Source organism: Pseudomonas paraeruginosa PA7 (assembly GCF_000017205.1).
In the GTDB taxonomy this organism is placed as follows: Bacteria; Pseudomonadota; Gammaproteobacteria; order Pseudomonadales; family Pseudomonadaceae; genus Pseudomonas; species Pseudomonas paraeruginosa.
In genome coordinates this window covers 5,490,355-5,504,823 of record NC_009656.1, presented here as the reverse complement: position 1 = coordinate 5,504,823, position 14,469 = coordinate 5,490,355, and the positions used below count along the sequence as shown (strand labels likewise).

9 protein-coding genes and 2 pseudogenes are annotated in these 14,469 nt (G+C 58.3%); 6 read left to right on the top strand and 5 right to left on the bottom strand.

Annotated elements, in window-relative coordinates:
- Positions 1-95 precede the first annotated feature (95 nt).
- The 5 genes and pseudogenes from PSPA7_RS25470 to PSPA7_RS25455 all read right to left on the bottom strand — a co-directional run.
- Positions 96-932: an aminoglycoside O-phosphotransferase APH(6)-Id gene (locus tag PSPA7_RS25470; RefSeq protein WP_000480968.1), complete on the bottom strand. Its 837-nt coding sequence runs from the start codon at positions 930-932 to the stop codon at positions 96-98.
- Positions 932-1,735 carry an aminoglycoside O-phosphotransferase APH(3'')-Ib gene (gene aph(3'')-Ib, locus PSPA7_RS25465; protein WP_001082319.1) on the bottom strand — a complete coding sequence of 268 codons (804 nt, stop codon included), beginning with the start codon at positions 1,733-1,735 and terminating at the stop codon, positions 932-934. Before aph(3'')-Ib ends, PSPA7_RS25470 begins: the two co-directional genes overlap by 1 nt.
- Before the next feature lie 106 nt (positions 1,736-1,841).
- Positions 1,842-2,965, bottom strand: a protein-coding gene (locus tag PSPA7_RS31570) for an IS3-like element IS1133 family transposase (RefSeq protein WP_201789284.1) whose coding sequence is annotated in 2 segments (ribosomal slippage) — positions 1,842-2,725 and positions 2,725-2,965 — 1,125 coding nt in all. Because the reading frame shifts where the segments join, the coding sequence is not laid out codon by codon here.
- Between the two features lie 17 nt (positions 2,966-2,982).
- Positions 2,983-5,949: a Tn3-like element TnAs1 family transposase gene (locus tag PSPA7_RS25460; protein ID WP_001138014.1), complete on the bottom strand. Its 2,967-nt coding sequence runs from the start codon at positions 5,947-5,949 to the stop codon at positions 2,983-2,985.
- 3 nt (positions 5,950-5,952) lie between these two features.
- Positions 5,953-6,381: pseudogene (locus tag PSPA7_RS25455) on the bottom strand (recombinase family protein); the annotation flags it as partial.
- Positions 6,382-6,443: 62 nt separating this feature from the next.
- Between PSPA7_RS25455 and PSPA7_RS25450 the strand changes: the two are divergent.
- The 6 genes and pseudogenes from PSPA7_RS25450 to PSPA7_RS25425 all read left to right on the top strand — a co-directional run bounded on the left by PSPA7_RS25450 (position 6,444) and on the right by PSPA7_RS25425 (position 14,453).
- Positions 6,444-7,208: an IS6-like element IS6100 family transposase gene (locus PSPA7_RS25450; protein WP_001389365.1), complete on the top strand. Its 765-nt coding sequence runs from the start codon at positions 6,444-6,446 to the stop codon at positions 7,206-7,208.
- Positions 7,209-7,264: 56 nt separating this feature from the next.
- A pseudogene (locus PSPA7_RS25445) lies at positions 7,265-7,675 on the top strand (recombinase family protein); the annotation flags it as partial.
- Positions 7,672-10,452, top strand: coding sequence for a class I SAM-dependent DNA methyltransferase (locus tag PSPA7_RS25440; protein ID WP_012077401.1), 2,781 nt, complete (start codon positions 7,672-7,674; stop codon positions 10,450-10,452). The pseudogene PSPA7_RS25445 and the gene PSPA7_RS25440, both read left to right, overlap by 4 nt.
- Positions 10,449-11,231 (top strand): BAR domain-containing protein, encoded by a 783-nt coding sequence (locus tag PSPA7_RS25435; protein WP_012077400.1) that lies wholly within the window; start codon positions 10,449-10,451, stop codon positions 11,229-11,231. The genes PSPA7_RS25440 and PSPA7_RS25435 overlap by 4 nt, the downstream gene beginning before the upstream one ends.
- Positions 11,228-13,291, top strand: a complete 2,064-nt coding sequence (locus tag PSPA7_RS25430; protein ID WP_012077399.1) for a DEAD/DEAH box helicase — start codon at positions 11,228-11,230, stop codon at positions 13,289-13,291. Before PSPA7_RS25435 ends, PSPA7_RS25430 begins: the two co-directional genes overlap by 4 nt.
- Positions 13,284-14,453, top strand: coding sequence for a GIY-YIG nuclease family protein (locus PSPA7_RS25425; RefSeq protein WP_012077398.1), 1,170 nt, complete (start codon positions 13,284-13,286; stop codon positions 14,451-14,453). The genes PSPA7_RS25430 and PSPA7_RS25425 overlap by 8 nt, the downstream gene beginning before the upstream one ends.
- Positions 14,454-14,469: the final 16 nt, after the last annotated feature.

Genomic DNA, 14,469 nt, shown 5'->3' with positions numbered 1-14,469 from the left:
CGGGAAGGGGCGGAATCCTACGCTAAGGCTTTGGCCAGCGATATTCTCCGGTGAGATTGATGTGTTCCCAGGGGATAGGAGAAGTCGCTTGATATCTAGTATGACGTCTGTCGCACCTGCTTGATCGCGGCCGCGATAGCTAGATCGCGTTGCTCCTCTTCTCCATCCGCGTTCCAAGCTGCGGAAAGGCACCCATAAGCGTACGCCTGGTCGAGCAGGCGACGCGGATCGACGTCCAGCGCACGAGAGAATGCGTCCGCCATCTGTGCAATGCGTCTAGGATCGAGACAAAGGTCGTCTCTGTCAGCCGGATCGTAGAACATATTGGCGGCGCCAAAGCCCACTTCACCGACCAGACCGACGGGATCTATCACCAGCCAGCCGCGACTGGAGAACATGATGTTTTCATGATGCAGATCGCCATGTAGCCCACGCAGTTCCGAGGCATTGCTCATCATTTGATCGGCTATAATCGCCGCGTGGACGTAGTCAGTTTGACAACCTGCGTTTTGATCATCGCGCGCCCGCTGAAACAAAGCTGCAAAGCGATCCCGGATCGGGAGAAGGGCAGAAGGCAGGGGTTCCTCAGATGCGGCATACAGCTTCGCCATTAGTTCCGCTGCAATTTCGGTCGCCTGGTAGTCGCCGTGCTCGGCAACGATGTGAGAGAGCATTCGCTCCCCGGCATATTCGAGCAACATCAGATTGTTCTCACGACCGAGCAACCGGACTGCTCCCCTCCCATTGCGCCATACCAGATAGTCGGCCCCGCGCAGTTCATCAGCAATGTCTTCTATAGGTTTCAATCCCTTGACGATTGCAGGAGTCCCGTCTGGCAATGAAACTTTCCAAACGAGGCTGGAAAAGGTGTCCGCAATGAGAACAGGTTGCGAAACGTGCCAATGAGCAGGAAAAACAGGCGGCATGAACATCAACCCCAAGTCAGAGGGTCCAATCGCAGATAGAAGGCAAGGCGTTCGCGGTCGGGGGCTTCGATCCCCAATACATTGAATAGGACAGCGAAGGCGCGCTCTGCTTCATCTGGCGCTGCCCAGTTCTCTTCGGCGTTAGCAATCATGAGTGCCAAATCGGCATAGCGATCTGCTGTTCCGAGCCGCCCAAGGTCGATCAGACCCGTGCATTGAAGAGTTTTAGGGTCCACCATGAAGTTCGGCATGCAGGGATCACCATGGCAAACAACCATATCGGTGCGCTCTTGGTCGAGCCGCACCGGTAGCTCTCGTTCGACACGAGCCAAAAGATCGAGCTGCGGCGTACTCTTGTCCTCGTCCGGTAAGAAGTCGGGATTGACGGCATTGCGGGACACCACATCAACGGCGCGTCCGAACATTCGCGACAGCCTGCGCTCAAACGGACATTGATCAACCGATAGGCTGTGAACAGCGCCAAGTTGCTGCCCCATTGACGGCCACGCTTTGAGCAAATCCGCTCCAGACAGATCAGCCGCCGGTACTCCCGGAATTGCCGTTATCACCAAGCATGCACCCTCCTGTTCCTCCTGCCAGTTGATCACCTCGGGGCAAGCCACACCTCGACCTTTGAGCCAAATGAGGCGGTCACGCTCTCCAGCGAGCTCACCGCGGCGGGAAGCAGGTGCGATTTTCGCGAAGGCATGCCCGTCACCACGTCGAAAAACAAAATCACCAGATTCTCCGCCTCTGACAGGCAACCAGTCAGAATGCGATTCACCAAAAAAAATATTAGTTCGATTCAATGGAGGTTCCTTCAGTTTTCTGATGAAGCGCGGAGGTGGCTCAACCTGCGAAAAGAAACGAGTTGCTATGGACTTGCACCGGTTGTGTTCCGGTCTATCTCTCATTTTAAGCGGCTTTTTTCTCAAATGCCACCGGCGATTTCCAGCCGAGTGTTGAATGTCTTCGGCGTGGATTATAAAAGCCATTTATATATTCGAAGATTGCAATCTCAATATCTCGCCTTGTTTGCCAGTGTCTGCGCCAAATCAACTCAGCCTTTAATGATTTAAAGAAGCTTTCTACTGCGGAGTTATCAAAACAATTGCCTTTCCCGCTCATGGACGGCAGCAATTGATGTTTGAGCAGTAGCTTTTGATATTCATGAGCGCAATATTGGCTCCCACGGTCTGTGTGTTGAATACAACCCGGTGGTGGTTTGCGTAAAGCCAACGCCATATTCAGTGCCCTTAATGCAAGATCCTGCTTTAATCGATCACCTGTTGCCCAGCCAATCACGCGACGGGAATACAGGTCAAGGATAACAGCAAGATAGACCCATCCTTCTCTGGTCCAAACATAAGTGATATCGCCTGCCCATTTCTGGTTGGGTGCGCTTGCGCTAAAGTCTTGTTTTAATAGGTTCGGTGCAATGTTGAAGGTATGATGACTATCCGTTGTCCGTTTGAATTTACGCGTTCGAACAACTGTAATGTTATTCTGGCGCATCAAACGTCCAACCCGACGCTGCCCAACCTGCAGGCCCAGCGCTTTCAACTCTTCTGTCATACGCGGCCTACCATAGCTCCCCAAACACAACCGATGCTGCTCACGTATATGCGCTAGAAGTATAAGATCACGACGCTGGCGCAGTGATGGAGGACGGCGTTTCCATGCACGTAAACCACGATCTGTTACGCCCATCAAACGACATATGCGTGAACGTGAGAGAGAGCCACGGTAATCCGTAATAAACTGAAATCTCACAGCTTTTGTACTGCGAAAAATATTGCTGCCTTTTTTAATATCTCCCTCTCCTCCCGAAGGATACGGTTCTCTTTGCGTAAACGTTCATTCTCACGCAGAAGATCAGTGTCTTGGGTAGGAATTTTAGTTTCATCGGAAATTGATGCGATCCATTTCCCAAGCGTGGAAAGCCCAATACTTAAATCTGACGCAACTTGACGGCGTGTTAAGCCACTAGTGAGTGCTATGCGAACTGCATCACGCTTAAATTGGGGAGCCCGCAGAATTCGGAAAAAATCGTACGCTAAGGTTTTCCGGGCATCCGTAAGGGCCGAAACTTCCCGTCTTCCAGTCTGCGGCTCTGCCGCCAGACGTAATCGCCGGTTAGGTTGATGTGCTCCCAGCCCAGCGGCGACAGGAATTGCAGCAGCTCGCCGTCCACCGGCTTGCCGGCCTCGACCAACCCCTGGGTGGCGCGTTCCAGGTACACCGTGTTCCACAGCACGATAGCCGCCGTCACCAGGTTGAGGCCGCTGGCCCGGTAGCGCTGCTGCTCGAAGCTCCGATCCCTGATTTCCCCAAGGCGGTTGAAGAACACCGCCCTGGCCAGCGAGTTGCGCGCCTCACCTTTGTTCAGGCCGGCATGCACGCGGCGGCGCAGTTCAACACTTTGCAGCCAGTCCAGGATGAACAGCGTGCGCTCGATCCGGCCCAGCTCGCGCAGGGCCACGGCCAGTCCGTTCTGGCGCGGGTAGCTGCCGAGCTTGCGCAGCATCAGCGAGGCGGTGACGGTGCCCTGCTTGATCGAGCTGGCCAGGCGCAGGATGTCGTCCCAGTGGGCACGCACGTGCTTGATGTTCAGGGTGCCGCCGATCAGCGGGCGCAACGTCGGGTAGGCTTGCACGCCCTGCGGCACGTACAGCTTGGTTTCGCCGAGGTCGCGGATGCGCGGCGCGAAGCGGAAGCCTAGCAGGTGCATCAGGGCAAAGACGTGATCGGTGAAGCCGGCCGTGTCGGTGTAGTGCTCCTCGATCCGCAGGTCGGACTCGTGGTACAGCAGGCCGTCGAGCACATAGGTGGAATCGCGGACGCCGACATTCACCACGCGGGTGCTGAACGGCGCGTACTGGTCGGAGATATGGGTATAGAACAGCCGTCCCGGCTCGCTACCGTACTTCGGGTTGACGTGCCCGGTGCTCTCGCCCCGGCCACCCGCGCGGAAGCGCTGGCCATCGGAGGATGAGGTCGTGCCGTCGCCCCAGTGGGCGGCAAAGGCGTGGCGATACTGGTGGTTGACCAGCTCGGCCAAGGCCGCCGAATAGGTTTCGTCGCGGATGTGCCAGGCTTGCAGCCAGGACAGCTTGGCGTAGGTCAGGCCGGGGCTCGACTCGGCCATCTTGGTCAGCCCGAGGTTGATCGCATCACCGAGGATTGCGGACAGCAGCAACGTCCTGTCTTTGGCCTCGGCCCCGTCCTTCAAGTGGGTGAAGTGGCGGCTGAAGCCCGTCCAGTCGTCCACGTCCATCAGCAGTTCGGTGATCTTGATGCGCGGCAGTAACTGGCTGGTTTGGTCGATCAGCGCCTGCGCCCGATCCGGCACCGCCGCATCCAGCGGGGTGATTTTCAGCCCTGACTCGGTGAGGATGGCATCGGGCAGCTCGTTGTCCTTGGCCAGGCGGGTGACGGTGGCCAACTGCTCGTCCAGCAGCTGCAAACGCTCTTCCAGGTACTGGTCGCTGTTCGGGTTGATCGCCAGGGGCAGGGCCTGCTCGCGCTTGAGTGCGGCGAACTTCTCGGCCGGCAGCAGGTAGTCGTCGAAGTCGCGGAACTGCCGCGAGCCCTTGACCCAGATGTCGCCGGAGCGCAGGGCGTTCTTCAGCTCGGACAGGGCGCAGATTTCGTAGAATTTCCGGTCGAGGCCTTCCGGGGTGATCACCAGCGGCTTCCAGCGCGGCTTGATGAAGGCCGTGGGTGCATCGGCCGGCACCTTGCGCAGGTTGTCGGCGTTCATCTCACGCAGGGTCTGCACGGCTGCCAGCACGCCTTGCGCGGCCGGCGCGGCGCGCAGTTCCAGCACCTCCAGCAAGGCCGGCGTGTAACGGCGCAGGGTGGCGAAGTTCTCGCCGACCAGGTGCAGGTGGTCGAAGCCTTCCGGCCGGGCCAGCAGCTCGGCCTCGCTGACGCTCTCGGTGAACTCGTCCCAGGGAATCACCGCCTCGATGGCGGCATAGGGGTCGCTGCCGCTTTCCTTCGCTTCCAGCAGCGCCTGGCCGATCCTGGAGTACAGGCGCACCTTGTCGTTGATCGCCTTGCCCTGCTTCTGGAACTGCTGCTGATGCTTGTGCTTCGCGCCGCTGAACAGCTTGACCAGGATGCGGTCATGCAGATCGACCAGCTCATCGATCACGGTCGCGGTGCTCTCCAGCACCACGGCGGCCAGGGTCGCGTAGCGGCGCTGCGGCTCGAACTTACCGAGGTCTTTGGGCGTCATCTGCCCACCCTCGCGGGCCAGCTTGAGCAGGCGGTTCTGGTGGATGTGCCGGCCCAGGCCTTCGGGCAAGTCCACCAACTGAAATGTCTTCAGCCGCTCGATGTGTTCCAGCATGTGCCGAGAGTTGGGTTTCAGCGGTGCCTGGCGCAGCCAGGTCAACCAGGTGATGCTGCTGCCGGCCTTGAGCTTCAACAGCTCGTCCAGCTTGGCCCGATGCGAGTCCGTGAGTGGTTCGACCAGGGCGCGGTAGACCCGCCGATTGGCTCGCGCAATGGCTTCCGAGCAGGCCCGGTCAATCACGCTCAGCGCCGGCAGGATGCGTCGTTTCTGCCGTAGGCTCTCCAGGGCCTGACCGGCCAGCAGCAAGCCTTTGTCGGTCTGCTGGGCCAGCTCGGTTAGCTCGCGCACCAGGGCGCGGAAGTCGGACAGGCCGAACGGGGCCAGTTGCAGGTAGGTGCGCAGTTCCTGGGCATGCTCGCGACGGGTCACGTCGCGCTCGCCGTACTTTGCCCAGCTCGCCGGCTCGGCCTGGACTTGCTTCGCCACCCACAGGATGACCGGCTCGGGCAGCTCGCTGTCGGTTCCCAGCGCGTAACCGGGGTAGCGCAGCAGGCAGAGCTGCACGGCGAAGCCGAGGCGGTTGGCGTCGCCGCGTCGCTGGCGGATCAGCGACAGGTCGGAGTCGTTGAAGGTGTAGTAGCGGATCAGGTCATCCTGGCTTTCCGGCAGCGCAAGCAGGGTGTCCCGCTCCGTGGCCGAGAGGATCAAGCGACGCGGCATGTGTCAGTCGTCCGTGCGGAGGTACTGGTAGAGGGTTTCCCGGCTGATGTTGAACTCGCGGGCAAGCTGCGCCTTGGGCTCGCCGGCCGTCGCTCGCTGCCGCAGGGTAGCAGCCTGCTCATCGGACAGGGCTTTCTTGCGGCCCCGGTACGCGCCACGCTGCTTGGCCAAGGCGATGCCCTCACGCTGCCGCTCGCGGATCAGGGCGCGCTCGAACTCAGCGAAGGCCCCCATCACCGACAGCATCAGGTTGGCCATCGGCGAGTCCTCGCCAGTGAACACCAGGCCCTCCTTCAGGAACTCGATGCGCACGCCGCGCTGAGTCAGCTTCTGTACCAAGCGACGCAGGTCATCGAGGTTGCGGGCCAGCCGATCCATGCTGTGCACCACCACTGTATCGCCTTCGCGGACGAAGCTCAGCAGCGCTTCGAGCGGCTCTGTTGCAAAAATCGTGAAGCTTGAGCATGCTTGGCGGAGATTGGACGGACGGAACGATGACGGATTTCAAGTGGCGCCATTTCCAGGGTGATGTGATCCTGTGGGCGGTGCGCTGGTATTGTCGCTATCCGATCAGCTATCGCGACCTTGAGGAAATGCTGGCGGAACGCGGCATTTCGGTCGACCATACGACGATCTATCGCTGGGTCCAGTGCTACGCCCCGGAGATGGAGAAGCGGCTGCGCTGGTTCTGGCGGCGTGGCTTTGATCCGAGCTGGCGCCTGGATGAAACCTACGTCAAGGTGCGGGGCAAGTGGACCTACCTGTACCGGGCAGTCGACAAGCGGGGCGACACGATCGATTTCTACCTGTCGCCGACCCGCAGCGCCAAGGCAGCGAAGCGGTTCCTGGGCAAGGCCCTGCGAGGCCTGAAGCACTGGGAAAAGCCTGCCACGCTCAATACCGACAAAGCGCCGAGCTATGGTGCAGCGATCACCGAATTGAAGCGCGAAGGAAAGCTGGACCGGGAGACGGCCCACCGGCAGGTGAAGTATCTCAATAACGTGATCGAGGCCGATCACGGAAAGCTCAAGATACTGATCAAGCCGGTGCGCGGTTTCAAATCGATCCCCACGGCCTATGCCACGATCAAGGGATTCGAAGTCATGCGAGCCCTGCGCAAAGGACAGGCTCGCCCCTGGTGCCTGCAGCCCGGCATCAGGGGCGAGGTGCGCCTTGTGGAGAGAGCTTTTGGCATTGGGCCCTCGGCGCTGACGGAGGCCATGGGCATGCTCAACCACCATTTCGCAGCAGCCGCCTGATCGGCGCAGAGCGACAGCCTACCTCTGACTGCCGCCAATCTTTGCAACAGAGCCGTTTGCCCGACCTCGTGCACATCGTCGCCGAGTTGGAAGAAAAGGGAATCGGCTTCGAGAGCATCGCCGAGAAGATTGAGACAACGAGCGCAGCTGGGAAGTTGGTCTTTCATGTCTTCGCTGCGTTGGCGGAGTTCGAGCGCAACCTGATCCGGGAACGCACTCGGGCAGGCTTGGCTGCTGCTCGTGCACGAGGCCGGGCCGGTGGCCGCAAGCCGAAGCTGGATACACGACAAATTCGGGAGATTAAGCGGCTGATGTCTGACCCGACCATCCCGGTCAGTCAGATCGCGGAACGCTACAAGGTCTCACGCACAACCATATACAAGGTGGCCCCCCGCAGCCCCGCATTCGCTGCTGACACGCAGGCGGATGGAAGCGGAGCCGAGCCACACCGGCGAGATGCCTCATGAACGCAGTAGAAATTGAATCAGCCGTCTCGGACTTGGCGCTCCAGCCCTTCGATGGAACGGAGTTCCCGTTTGCATTCCTACAAGCCTTCGGAAACAAGGAGACGACGATCAAGCGCCTGCGTTCGGGCGCATCGAACAAGTCCGACTTGGGCGGCGTGCTTCAAACGAACAACATTCACATCGCGGTTGCACAGCCGGGAGAGGTGACGAAGACGCTGGCTGCACTGAAGGCCAGCTCGGCAACGACCAGGGCGAAAGCACGCTTCATTCTAGCTACCGATGGCGAGGGGTTCGAAGCCGAGGACATGGAGACCGGGGAGACGGTCGCATGTACCTACCAGCAATTTCCGGATCACTTCGGCTTTTTCCTGCCGCTCGCCGGAATCACGACAGTCAAGCAGGTCCGCGATAGCTCTTTCGACATCCGGGCAACAAGTCGCTTGAACCGACTGTACGTCGAGTTGCTGAAAGACAATCCGGACTGGGGAGCCGCTGCACAGCGCCATGAGATGAACCACTTCATGGCGCGGTTGATCTTCTGCTTCTTCGCGGAGGACACCGACATCTTCAATGGTGAAGGTCTGTTCACTGCGACCATCGAGCAGATGAGCGCGCGGGACTCCTCGAACACGCACGAGGTGATCAGCGAAATCTTCCGCGCCATGAACACGAAGATCGCGGACCGGGCGAACGCGAAGCTGCCCCGCTGGGCCGATGGGTTTCCCTATGTGAACGGCGGACTGTTCTCGGGCAGCGTGGATGTGCCGAGATTCAGCAAGATCGCGCGCTCCTACCTTCTCCATATCGGCAGTCTGGACTGGACAAAGATCAATCCAGATATCTTCGGCTCGATGATCCAAGCGGTTGCGGATGACGAAGAGCGTGGGGAGCTCGGCATGCACTACACCAGCGTGCCGAACATCTTGAAGGTACTCAATCCGCTGTTCCTTGACGACCTACGGATGAAGCTTGAAGAGGCCGGTGACAACCCTCGCATGTTACTCAACCTCCGCAAACGTCTCGCGCGGATCAGAGTTTTCGACCCGGCATGCGGGTCAGGTAATTTTTTGGTCATCGCCTACAAGCAGATGCGGGAGATCGAAAACACGATCAACGAACGGCGTGGCGAACGTGGCCGCAAGAGTGACATTCCGCTGACCAACTTCAGGGGCATTGAGCTACGGGATTTCTCGGCTGAGATTGCACGTCTCGCGCTCATTATCGCCGAGTACCAGTGCGACGTATTGTATCGAGGGCAGAAAGAAGCCCTGCTGGAATTTCTGCCTCTCAGCAGTCAGAACTGGATCACCAGCGGCAATGCTCTGCGCTTGGATTGGCTGAGTATCTGTCCGCCCACCGGCACTGGTGTAAAACTGCACGCCGATGATTTGTTTGAAACCCCACTGAATCAGGCTCAAATTGATTTTGAGAATGAGGGCGGTGAAACCTATATCTGCGGCAATCCGCCATATTTGGGCTCAAAGTGGCAATCGGCAGAGCAGAAGGCTGAACTAGCCGGAATCTTTGATGGCCGGATAAAAAATTGGAAATCGCTGGACTATGTAGCCGGCTGGTTCATGAAAGCCGCTGACTACGGCAAGCACACTCCTGCGGCGGCGGCTTTCGTGTCTACTAACTCCATTTGTCAGGGGCAGCAAGTTCCCATTCTCTGGCCGGCCGTTTTCGCTACTGGCTGTCAAATCGAGTTTGCCCATACGTCCTTTAAATGGGCCAACCTTGCTGCTCACAACGCGGGCGTGACCGTTGTGATAGTGGGTATTTCCAGTAACGCCCGCCCAGTACGACGCTTGTTTTCCATCAGTGAAGAAAGCGGAGCCGTGCTACGTGAAACCGACAATATCAACGCTTATCTGGTAGCTGCGCCCAACATCGAGATACAAGCCCAGTCTGCACCGCTATCGGATTTGGCACCCATGCAGTTCGGCAACCACCCGTATTATGGAGCGGCGTTGATTTTTCCAGTGGAGGAAGCTCGTGAACTGATTGAGGAAACCCCCGATGTCGCTCGCTATATTCGTCCGCTTTACGGCGCCCAAGAATTCATTAATGCTGTGCCGCGTGCGTGCCTATGGATTGAAGACCACGAAGCAGCGGAAGCCATGCAGCTTGCTCCTGTTGCCACGAAGGCAACCGAGGTGGTGCGCTCACGAAGGGCTGCGAAGCAGGATAAGGCCGCGCAGAAGCTGTCTGAAACACCATATCGATTCCGCGATCAGGTAACGGCTACAAGGCACTTGCTTGTAATGCCGCGCGTCAGTTCAGAGAGTCGCCCCTACTTACCAGTTGGACTGCTAGGGCCTGAGTGCGTGGTTCAGGATCAGGCGCTCGCTCTCTACGACGCCCCCCTCTGGAATCTGGCGCTGATTGCCTCTCGCTTGCACCTTGTCTGGATTGCCACCGTCTGCGGCAAGTTAGAAACACGTTACCGCTACTCCAACACCTTGGGCTGGAATACCTTCCCCGTGCCAACACTGACGGAGAAAAACAAGGCAGACCTCACTCGCTGCGCTGAAGACATCCTTCTAGCCCGCGAAGCGCATTTCCCGGCCACTATTGCCGATCTCTACGACCCGGGAAACATGCCGCACAACCTGCGTGCGGCTCACGAGCGTAACGACGAGGTGCTAGAGCGAATCTACATCGGCCGTCGCTTCAAGAATGACACCGAGCGGCTGGAAAAGCTGTTTGAGCTTTACACAAAGATGATCGCCATTTCTGGCAAGACGTCGAAGGCGAGGAAGGCGACAACGGCATGAGTGATTATGTGCTGTTCCAAATGTGGGGGCCGTTTCGGCAGTCTCTGATCGACGGCCACCTCTTCTACGTTGAACAGGCGCGCAAGCGCCTGCTCTCCCAGTTTGACGACATTGAATCGGAGGCTGACAAGGCAGCCGAAGAGTGGCTGGAAAGAAGCCGCCACAACTTTGATCCTGACCGACATGACCCCGCGTCCTTCTATGAGGCTGCCAATGACGTGGGAATTGAGTTCTATAGTCTCCTGAGCGACATGCGGGATCGAACTCGTCTAAGCGTTGTGGCCGGGATGTTCCATGAATGGGATAAGCAGTTGCGCGACTGGCTCGTGCGGGAAATAGGGCACTGGCATCGTGGAGACAATACGACCTTGAAGGTCTGGTCTGCGGATTTCGGCCAGATCGTCGACTTGTTGGACTGCCTCGGCTGGAAAATTCGCGGCGCTCGCTATTTCCCCACGCTTGATGCGTGCCGTCTGGTGGTGAATGTCTACAAGCATGGCGAGGGGAAGTCTCTCGTCGATTTGAAACAAGATTACCCCGAATATCTTGATGACCCATTCCAAGGTGCTGGTGGCGTCATATCTGGCGTTGAATATCGTGATCACACACACCTGAAGGTGAGTGATGCGCAATTTCAGGCATTCTCGGACGCTATTGTGGCGTTCTGGCAGGACGTTCCAGAAAACGTATTTGCTTCCCAAACCACCGACGTGCCCGGCTGGCTTGAGAAAGCCATTTTGAATGACAACGCCAAACGAAAACAGGCGAGCCAGAAATGACTGAAATTTTCAAGAATGCCGTTCCATCCGTCTCGGTTTCTTATGCCCGCAACGGAAGTTCATCAAAAGCAAACGCGCTCGGTATGCGCCCGATGCAGGAGCGCGCATATGAGCGACGCGGTGAGCAGTATTTGCTCATCAAGTCGCCGCCAGCCTCGGGCAAGAGCCGGGCGTTGATGTTCATTGCTCTCGATAAGCTCCACAACCAAGGGTTGAGGCAGGCGATCATCGTTGTGCCGGAAAAGTCCATTGGTTCCAGTTTTTGCGATGAACCTCTGAGTAAGTTCGGCTTCTGGACCGATTGGTGCGTGGAGCCGAAATGGAACCTGTGCAATGCGCCCGGCTCGGACAACGGCGGCAAGGTCAAGTCACTTGGCGCATTCCTTGAGAGCAATGACCAAGTATTGGTCTGCACCCATGCCACATTCCGCTTCGCGGTCGATCAGTTTGGGGTGGAGGCGTTCGACGGGCGGCTAATTGCGGTGGATGAGTTCCATCATGTTTCCGCCAACCCGGACAACAAGCTTGGCTTGCATCTTGGGCAATTTATCGCTCGCGACCGGGTGCACATCATCGCGATGACCGGTTCGTACTTTCGGGGTGACGCCGAGGCCGTGCTGGCACCACAGGACGAGTCGAAGTTCGATACCGTCACCTATACCTACTATGAGCAACTCAATGGCTACGAGTACCTGAAGCAGCTCGACATCGGCTACTTCTTCTACTCGGGCTCCTACGCCGATGACATCCTCAAGGTGCTCGACCCAGCCGAGAAAACCATCATCCACATCCCGAACGTCAACTCTCGCGAAAGCACGAAGGACAAGATCAGGGAGGTCGAGCACATCATCGAGGAACTGGGTGAATGGCAAGGGACCGATCCAGCGACTGGCTTCCAATTGGTCATGACCCCTAATGGGCGGCTTCTTCGGATCGCTGACCTGGTGGATGACGACTCAGCCAAGCGCGACGTGGTGGCCGCTGCGTTGAAAGACCCGGCACAGAAGAACAACCGCGATCACGTAGACATCATCGTCGCCCTCGGCATGGCGAAAGAAGGCTTCGACTGGATTTGGTGCGAACACGCGCTGACAGTTGGCTATCGGTCCAGCCTCACTGAAATCGTGCAGATCATCGGTCGCGCGACCCGCGATGCGCCGGGTAAGACTCGCGCCCGCTTTACCAATCTGATCGCCGAGCCCGACGCTTCGGAGCAGGCCGTAACCGAAGCGGTGAACGATACGCTTAAGGCCATCGCCGCTAGCTTACTCATGGAGCAGGTGCTTGCGCCTCGCTTCGAGTTCAAGCCGAAACATCCGACCAACGAGCCCGCACCGGGGTTCGACTATGGCGACGGGGGATATGACCCGGACAAGTGTAATGTGGGCTTCAATCACGACACCGGGCAGTTCCAGATCGAGATCAAGGGACTGTCCGAGCCCAAGAGCGACGAAGCTGCCCGCATCTGTCGGGAAGACCTGAACGAAGTTATTGCAACCTTCGTTCAAGACAAGACCACCATTGAGCGCGGCCTGTTTGATGAAGAGCTGGTCCCGGAGGAGCTGACTCAGGTTCGGATGGGCAAGATCATCAAGGAGAGGTATCCGGACCTTGATGAAGAGGATCAGGAAGCAGTGCGTCAACATGCTATCGCCGCCCTCAACCTGACGCAGCAGGCCAAGCAACTTGCACTTGGTGGCCAAGGCAATGGCGAGCCTGCCGTCAACACAGCCCTCATTGATGGGGTGCGCAAGTTTGCGATGGACGTGCGGGAGTTGGACATCGACCTTATCGACCGCATTAATCCGTTCAGCGAAGCCTACGCGATTCTCGCCAAAACGATGAGCGAGGAGAGCCTGAAACAGGTCGCAGCAGCGATTGCGGCCAAACGCACCGGATTGACGCCCGACGAGGCAAAGGAACTCGCTGTCCGGGCAGTCAAGTTCAAAAAAGAGCGTGGCCGTTTGCCGTCGATCAGTTCAACTGACGCCTGGGAGAAGCGAATGGCTGAAGGGGCCGCCGCCTTCGTTCGATTCAAAGACGAGGGGCGCTATGATTGATCTGAACGAGCTGCGAGAAGAACTGGCCGAGTACGCAGTACCCAAAAGGGAAGGCGGGCGCTCGGTGCGCGAGGAGCGCATCATCGCGGGATTCGAGGAAATTCAGCGGTTTGTTGAGGGGCACGGGCGCACTCCGCAGCACGGCGAAGACAAGGACATATTCGAACGGTTGTACGCTGTTCGCTTGGATCGTCTGCGTGCGATGGATGAGTGCCGAGCCCTCCTTGCTCCACTCGATCATCAAGGGCTCCTAAGCGGGGCTGAAATCGCTCAGGCAGATTCAGTGGAATCGATGGATGATGAAGAGCTGCTCGCCGAACTCGAAGGCGCGGCAGGCCCATCCGATATCACCGAACTGCGCCATGTTCGCTCCAGGGCCGAGATACGGGCGGCAGAGGAAATCGCAAACCGCGAGAGATGCGAGGATTTCGACCGCTTCCAGCCTCTGTTTCAGCAGGCGGAGAGCGAACTCAAGTCGGGCATCAGGCAGACGCGCCCCTTCGGCAGAGATGCAAGCGTCACGACAGGTAACTTCTTCATTCTCGGTGGACAGCTTGTCTACGTCGCTGAAATGGGGGATGTGTTCCGAACACCGAATGGTGAGCCGGACGCGCGGCTCAGGGTCATCTACTCGAATGGCACTGAAAGCAATCTCCTGCTCAGGTCTCTGCAACGCGCCTTATACAAAGATCAGGCCGGGCGCAGATTGACAGACCCGAACGCTGGGCCACTGTTCAGCGAGACCTGGGAAGAGGATGACATTGCGAGCGGCACCATCTACGTGCTGCGCAGCTTGTCCAGTCATCCCTTCGTTGCGGAACACCGGGAGCTGATTCATAAGATTGGAGTCACGGGCGGCAAGGTCGAAAGCCGCATAGCCAACGCGGCGCACGATGCTACCTACCTGCTGGCGGAGGTGGAGGTTGTCGCCAGCTACAAGCTGGCGGGTGTCAACCGCACAAAGCTGGAAGGCATCTTCCACCGCATCTTCGCGCCGGCGCAGCTCGACCTCACCATTCAAGACCGTTTCGGCCACCCCGTCAGGCCGAGGGAATGGTTCCTTGTACCGCTCCATGTGATCGACGAAGCGGTGCGGCGCATTCTGGATGGCTCAATCAGCGATGTGGTCTATGACCCGAAGACTGCCCGGTTGGTAGGTTAGCTCGTGCAACGCCCTG

Bases quoted from the DNA above. Each gene is read 5' to 3' on its own strand.
- PSPA7_RS25470 (WP_000480968.1), bottom strand. From the start codon at position 932: ATGTTCATGCCGCCTGTTTTTCCTGCTCATTGGCACGTTTCGCAACCT.
- PSPA7_RS25460 (WP_001138014.1), bottom strand. From the start codon at position 5,949: ATGCCGCGTCGCTTGATCCTCTCGGCCACGGAGCGGGACACCCTGCTT.
- PSPA7_RS25450 (WP_001389365.1), top strand. From the start codon at position 6,444: ATGACGGATTTCAAGTGGCGCCATTTCCAGGGTGATGTGATCCTGTGG.
- PSPA7_RS25440 (WP_012077401.1), top strand. From the start codon at position 7,672: ATGAACGCAGTAGAAATTGAATCAGCCGTCTCGGACTTGGCGCTCCAG.
- PSPA7_RS25435 (WP_012077400.1), top strand. From the start codon at position 10,449: ATGAGTGATTATGTGCTGTTCCAAATGTGGGGGCCGTTTCGGCAGTCT.
- PSPA7_RS25430 (WP_012077399.1), top strand. From the start codon at position 11,228: ATGACTGAAATTTTCAAGAATGCCGTTCCATCCGTCTCGGTTTCTTAT.
- PSPA7_RS25425 (WP_012077398.1), top strand. From the start codon at position 13,284: ATGATTGATCTGAACGAGCTGCGAGAAGAACTGGCCGAGTACGCAGTA.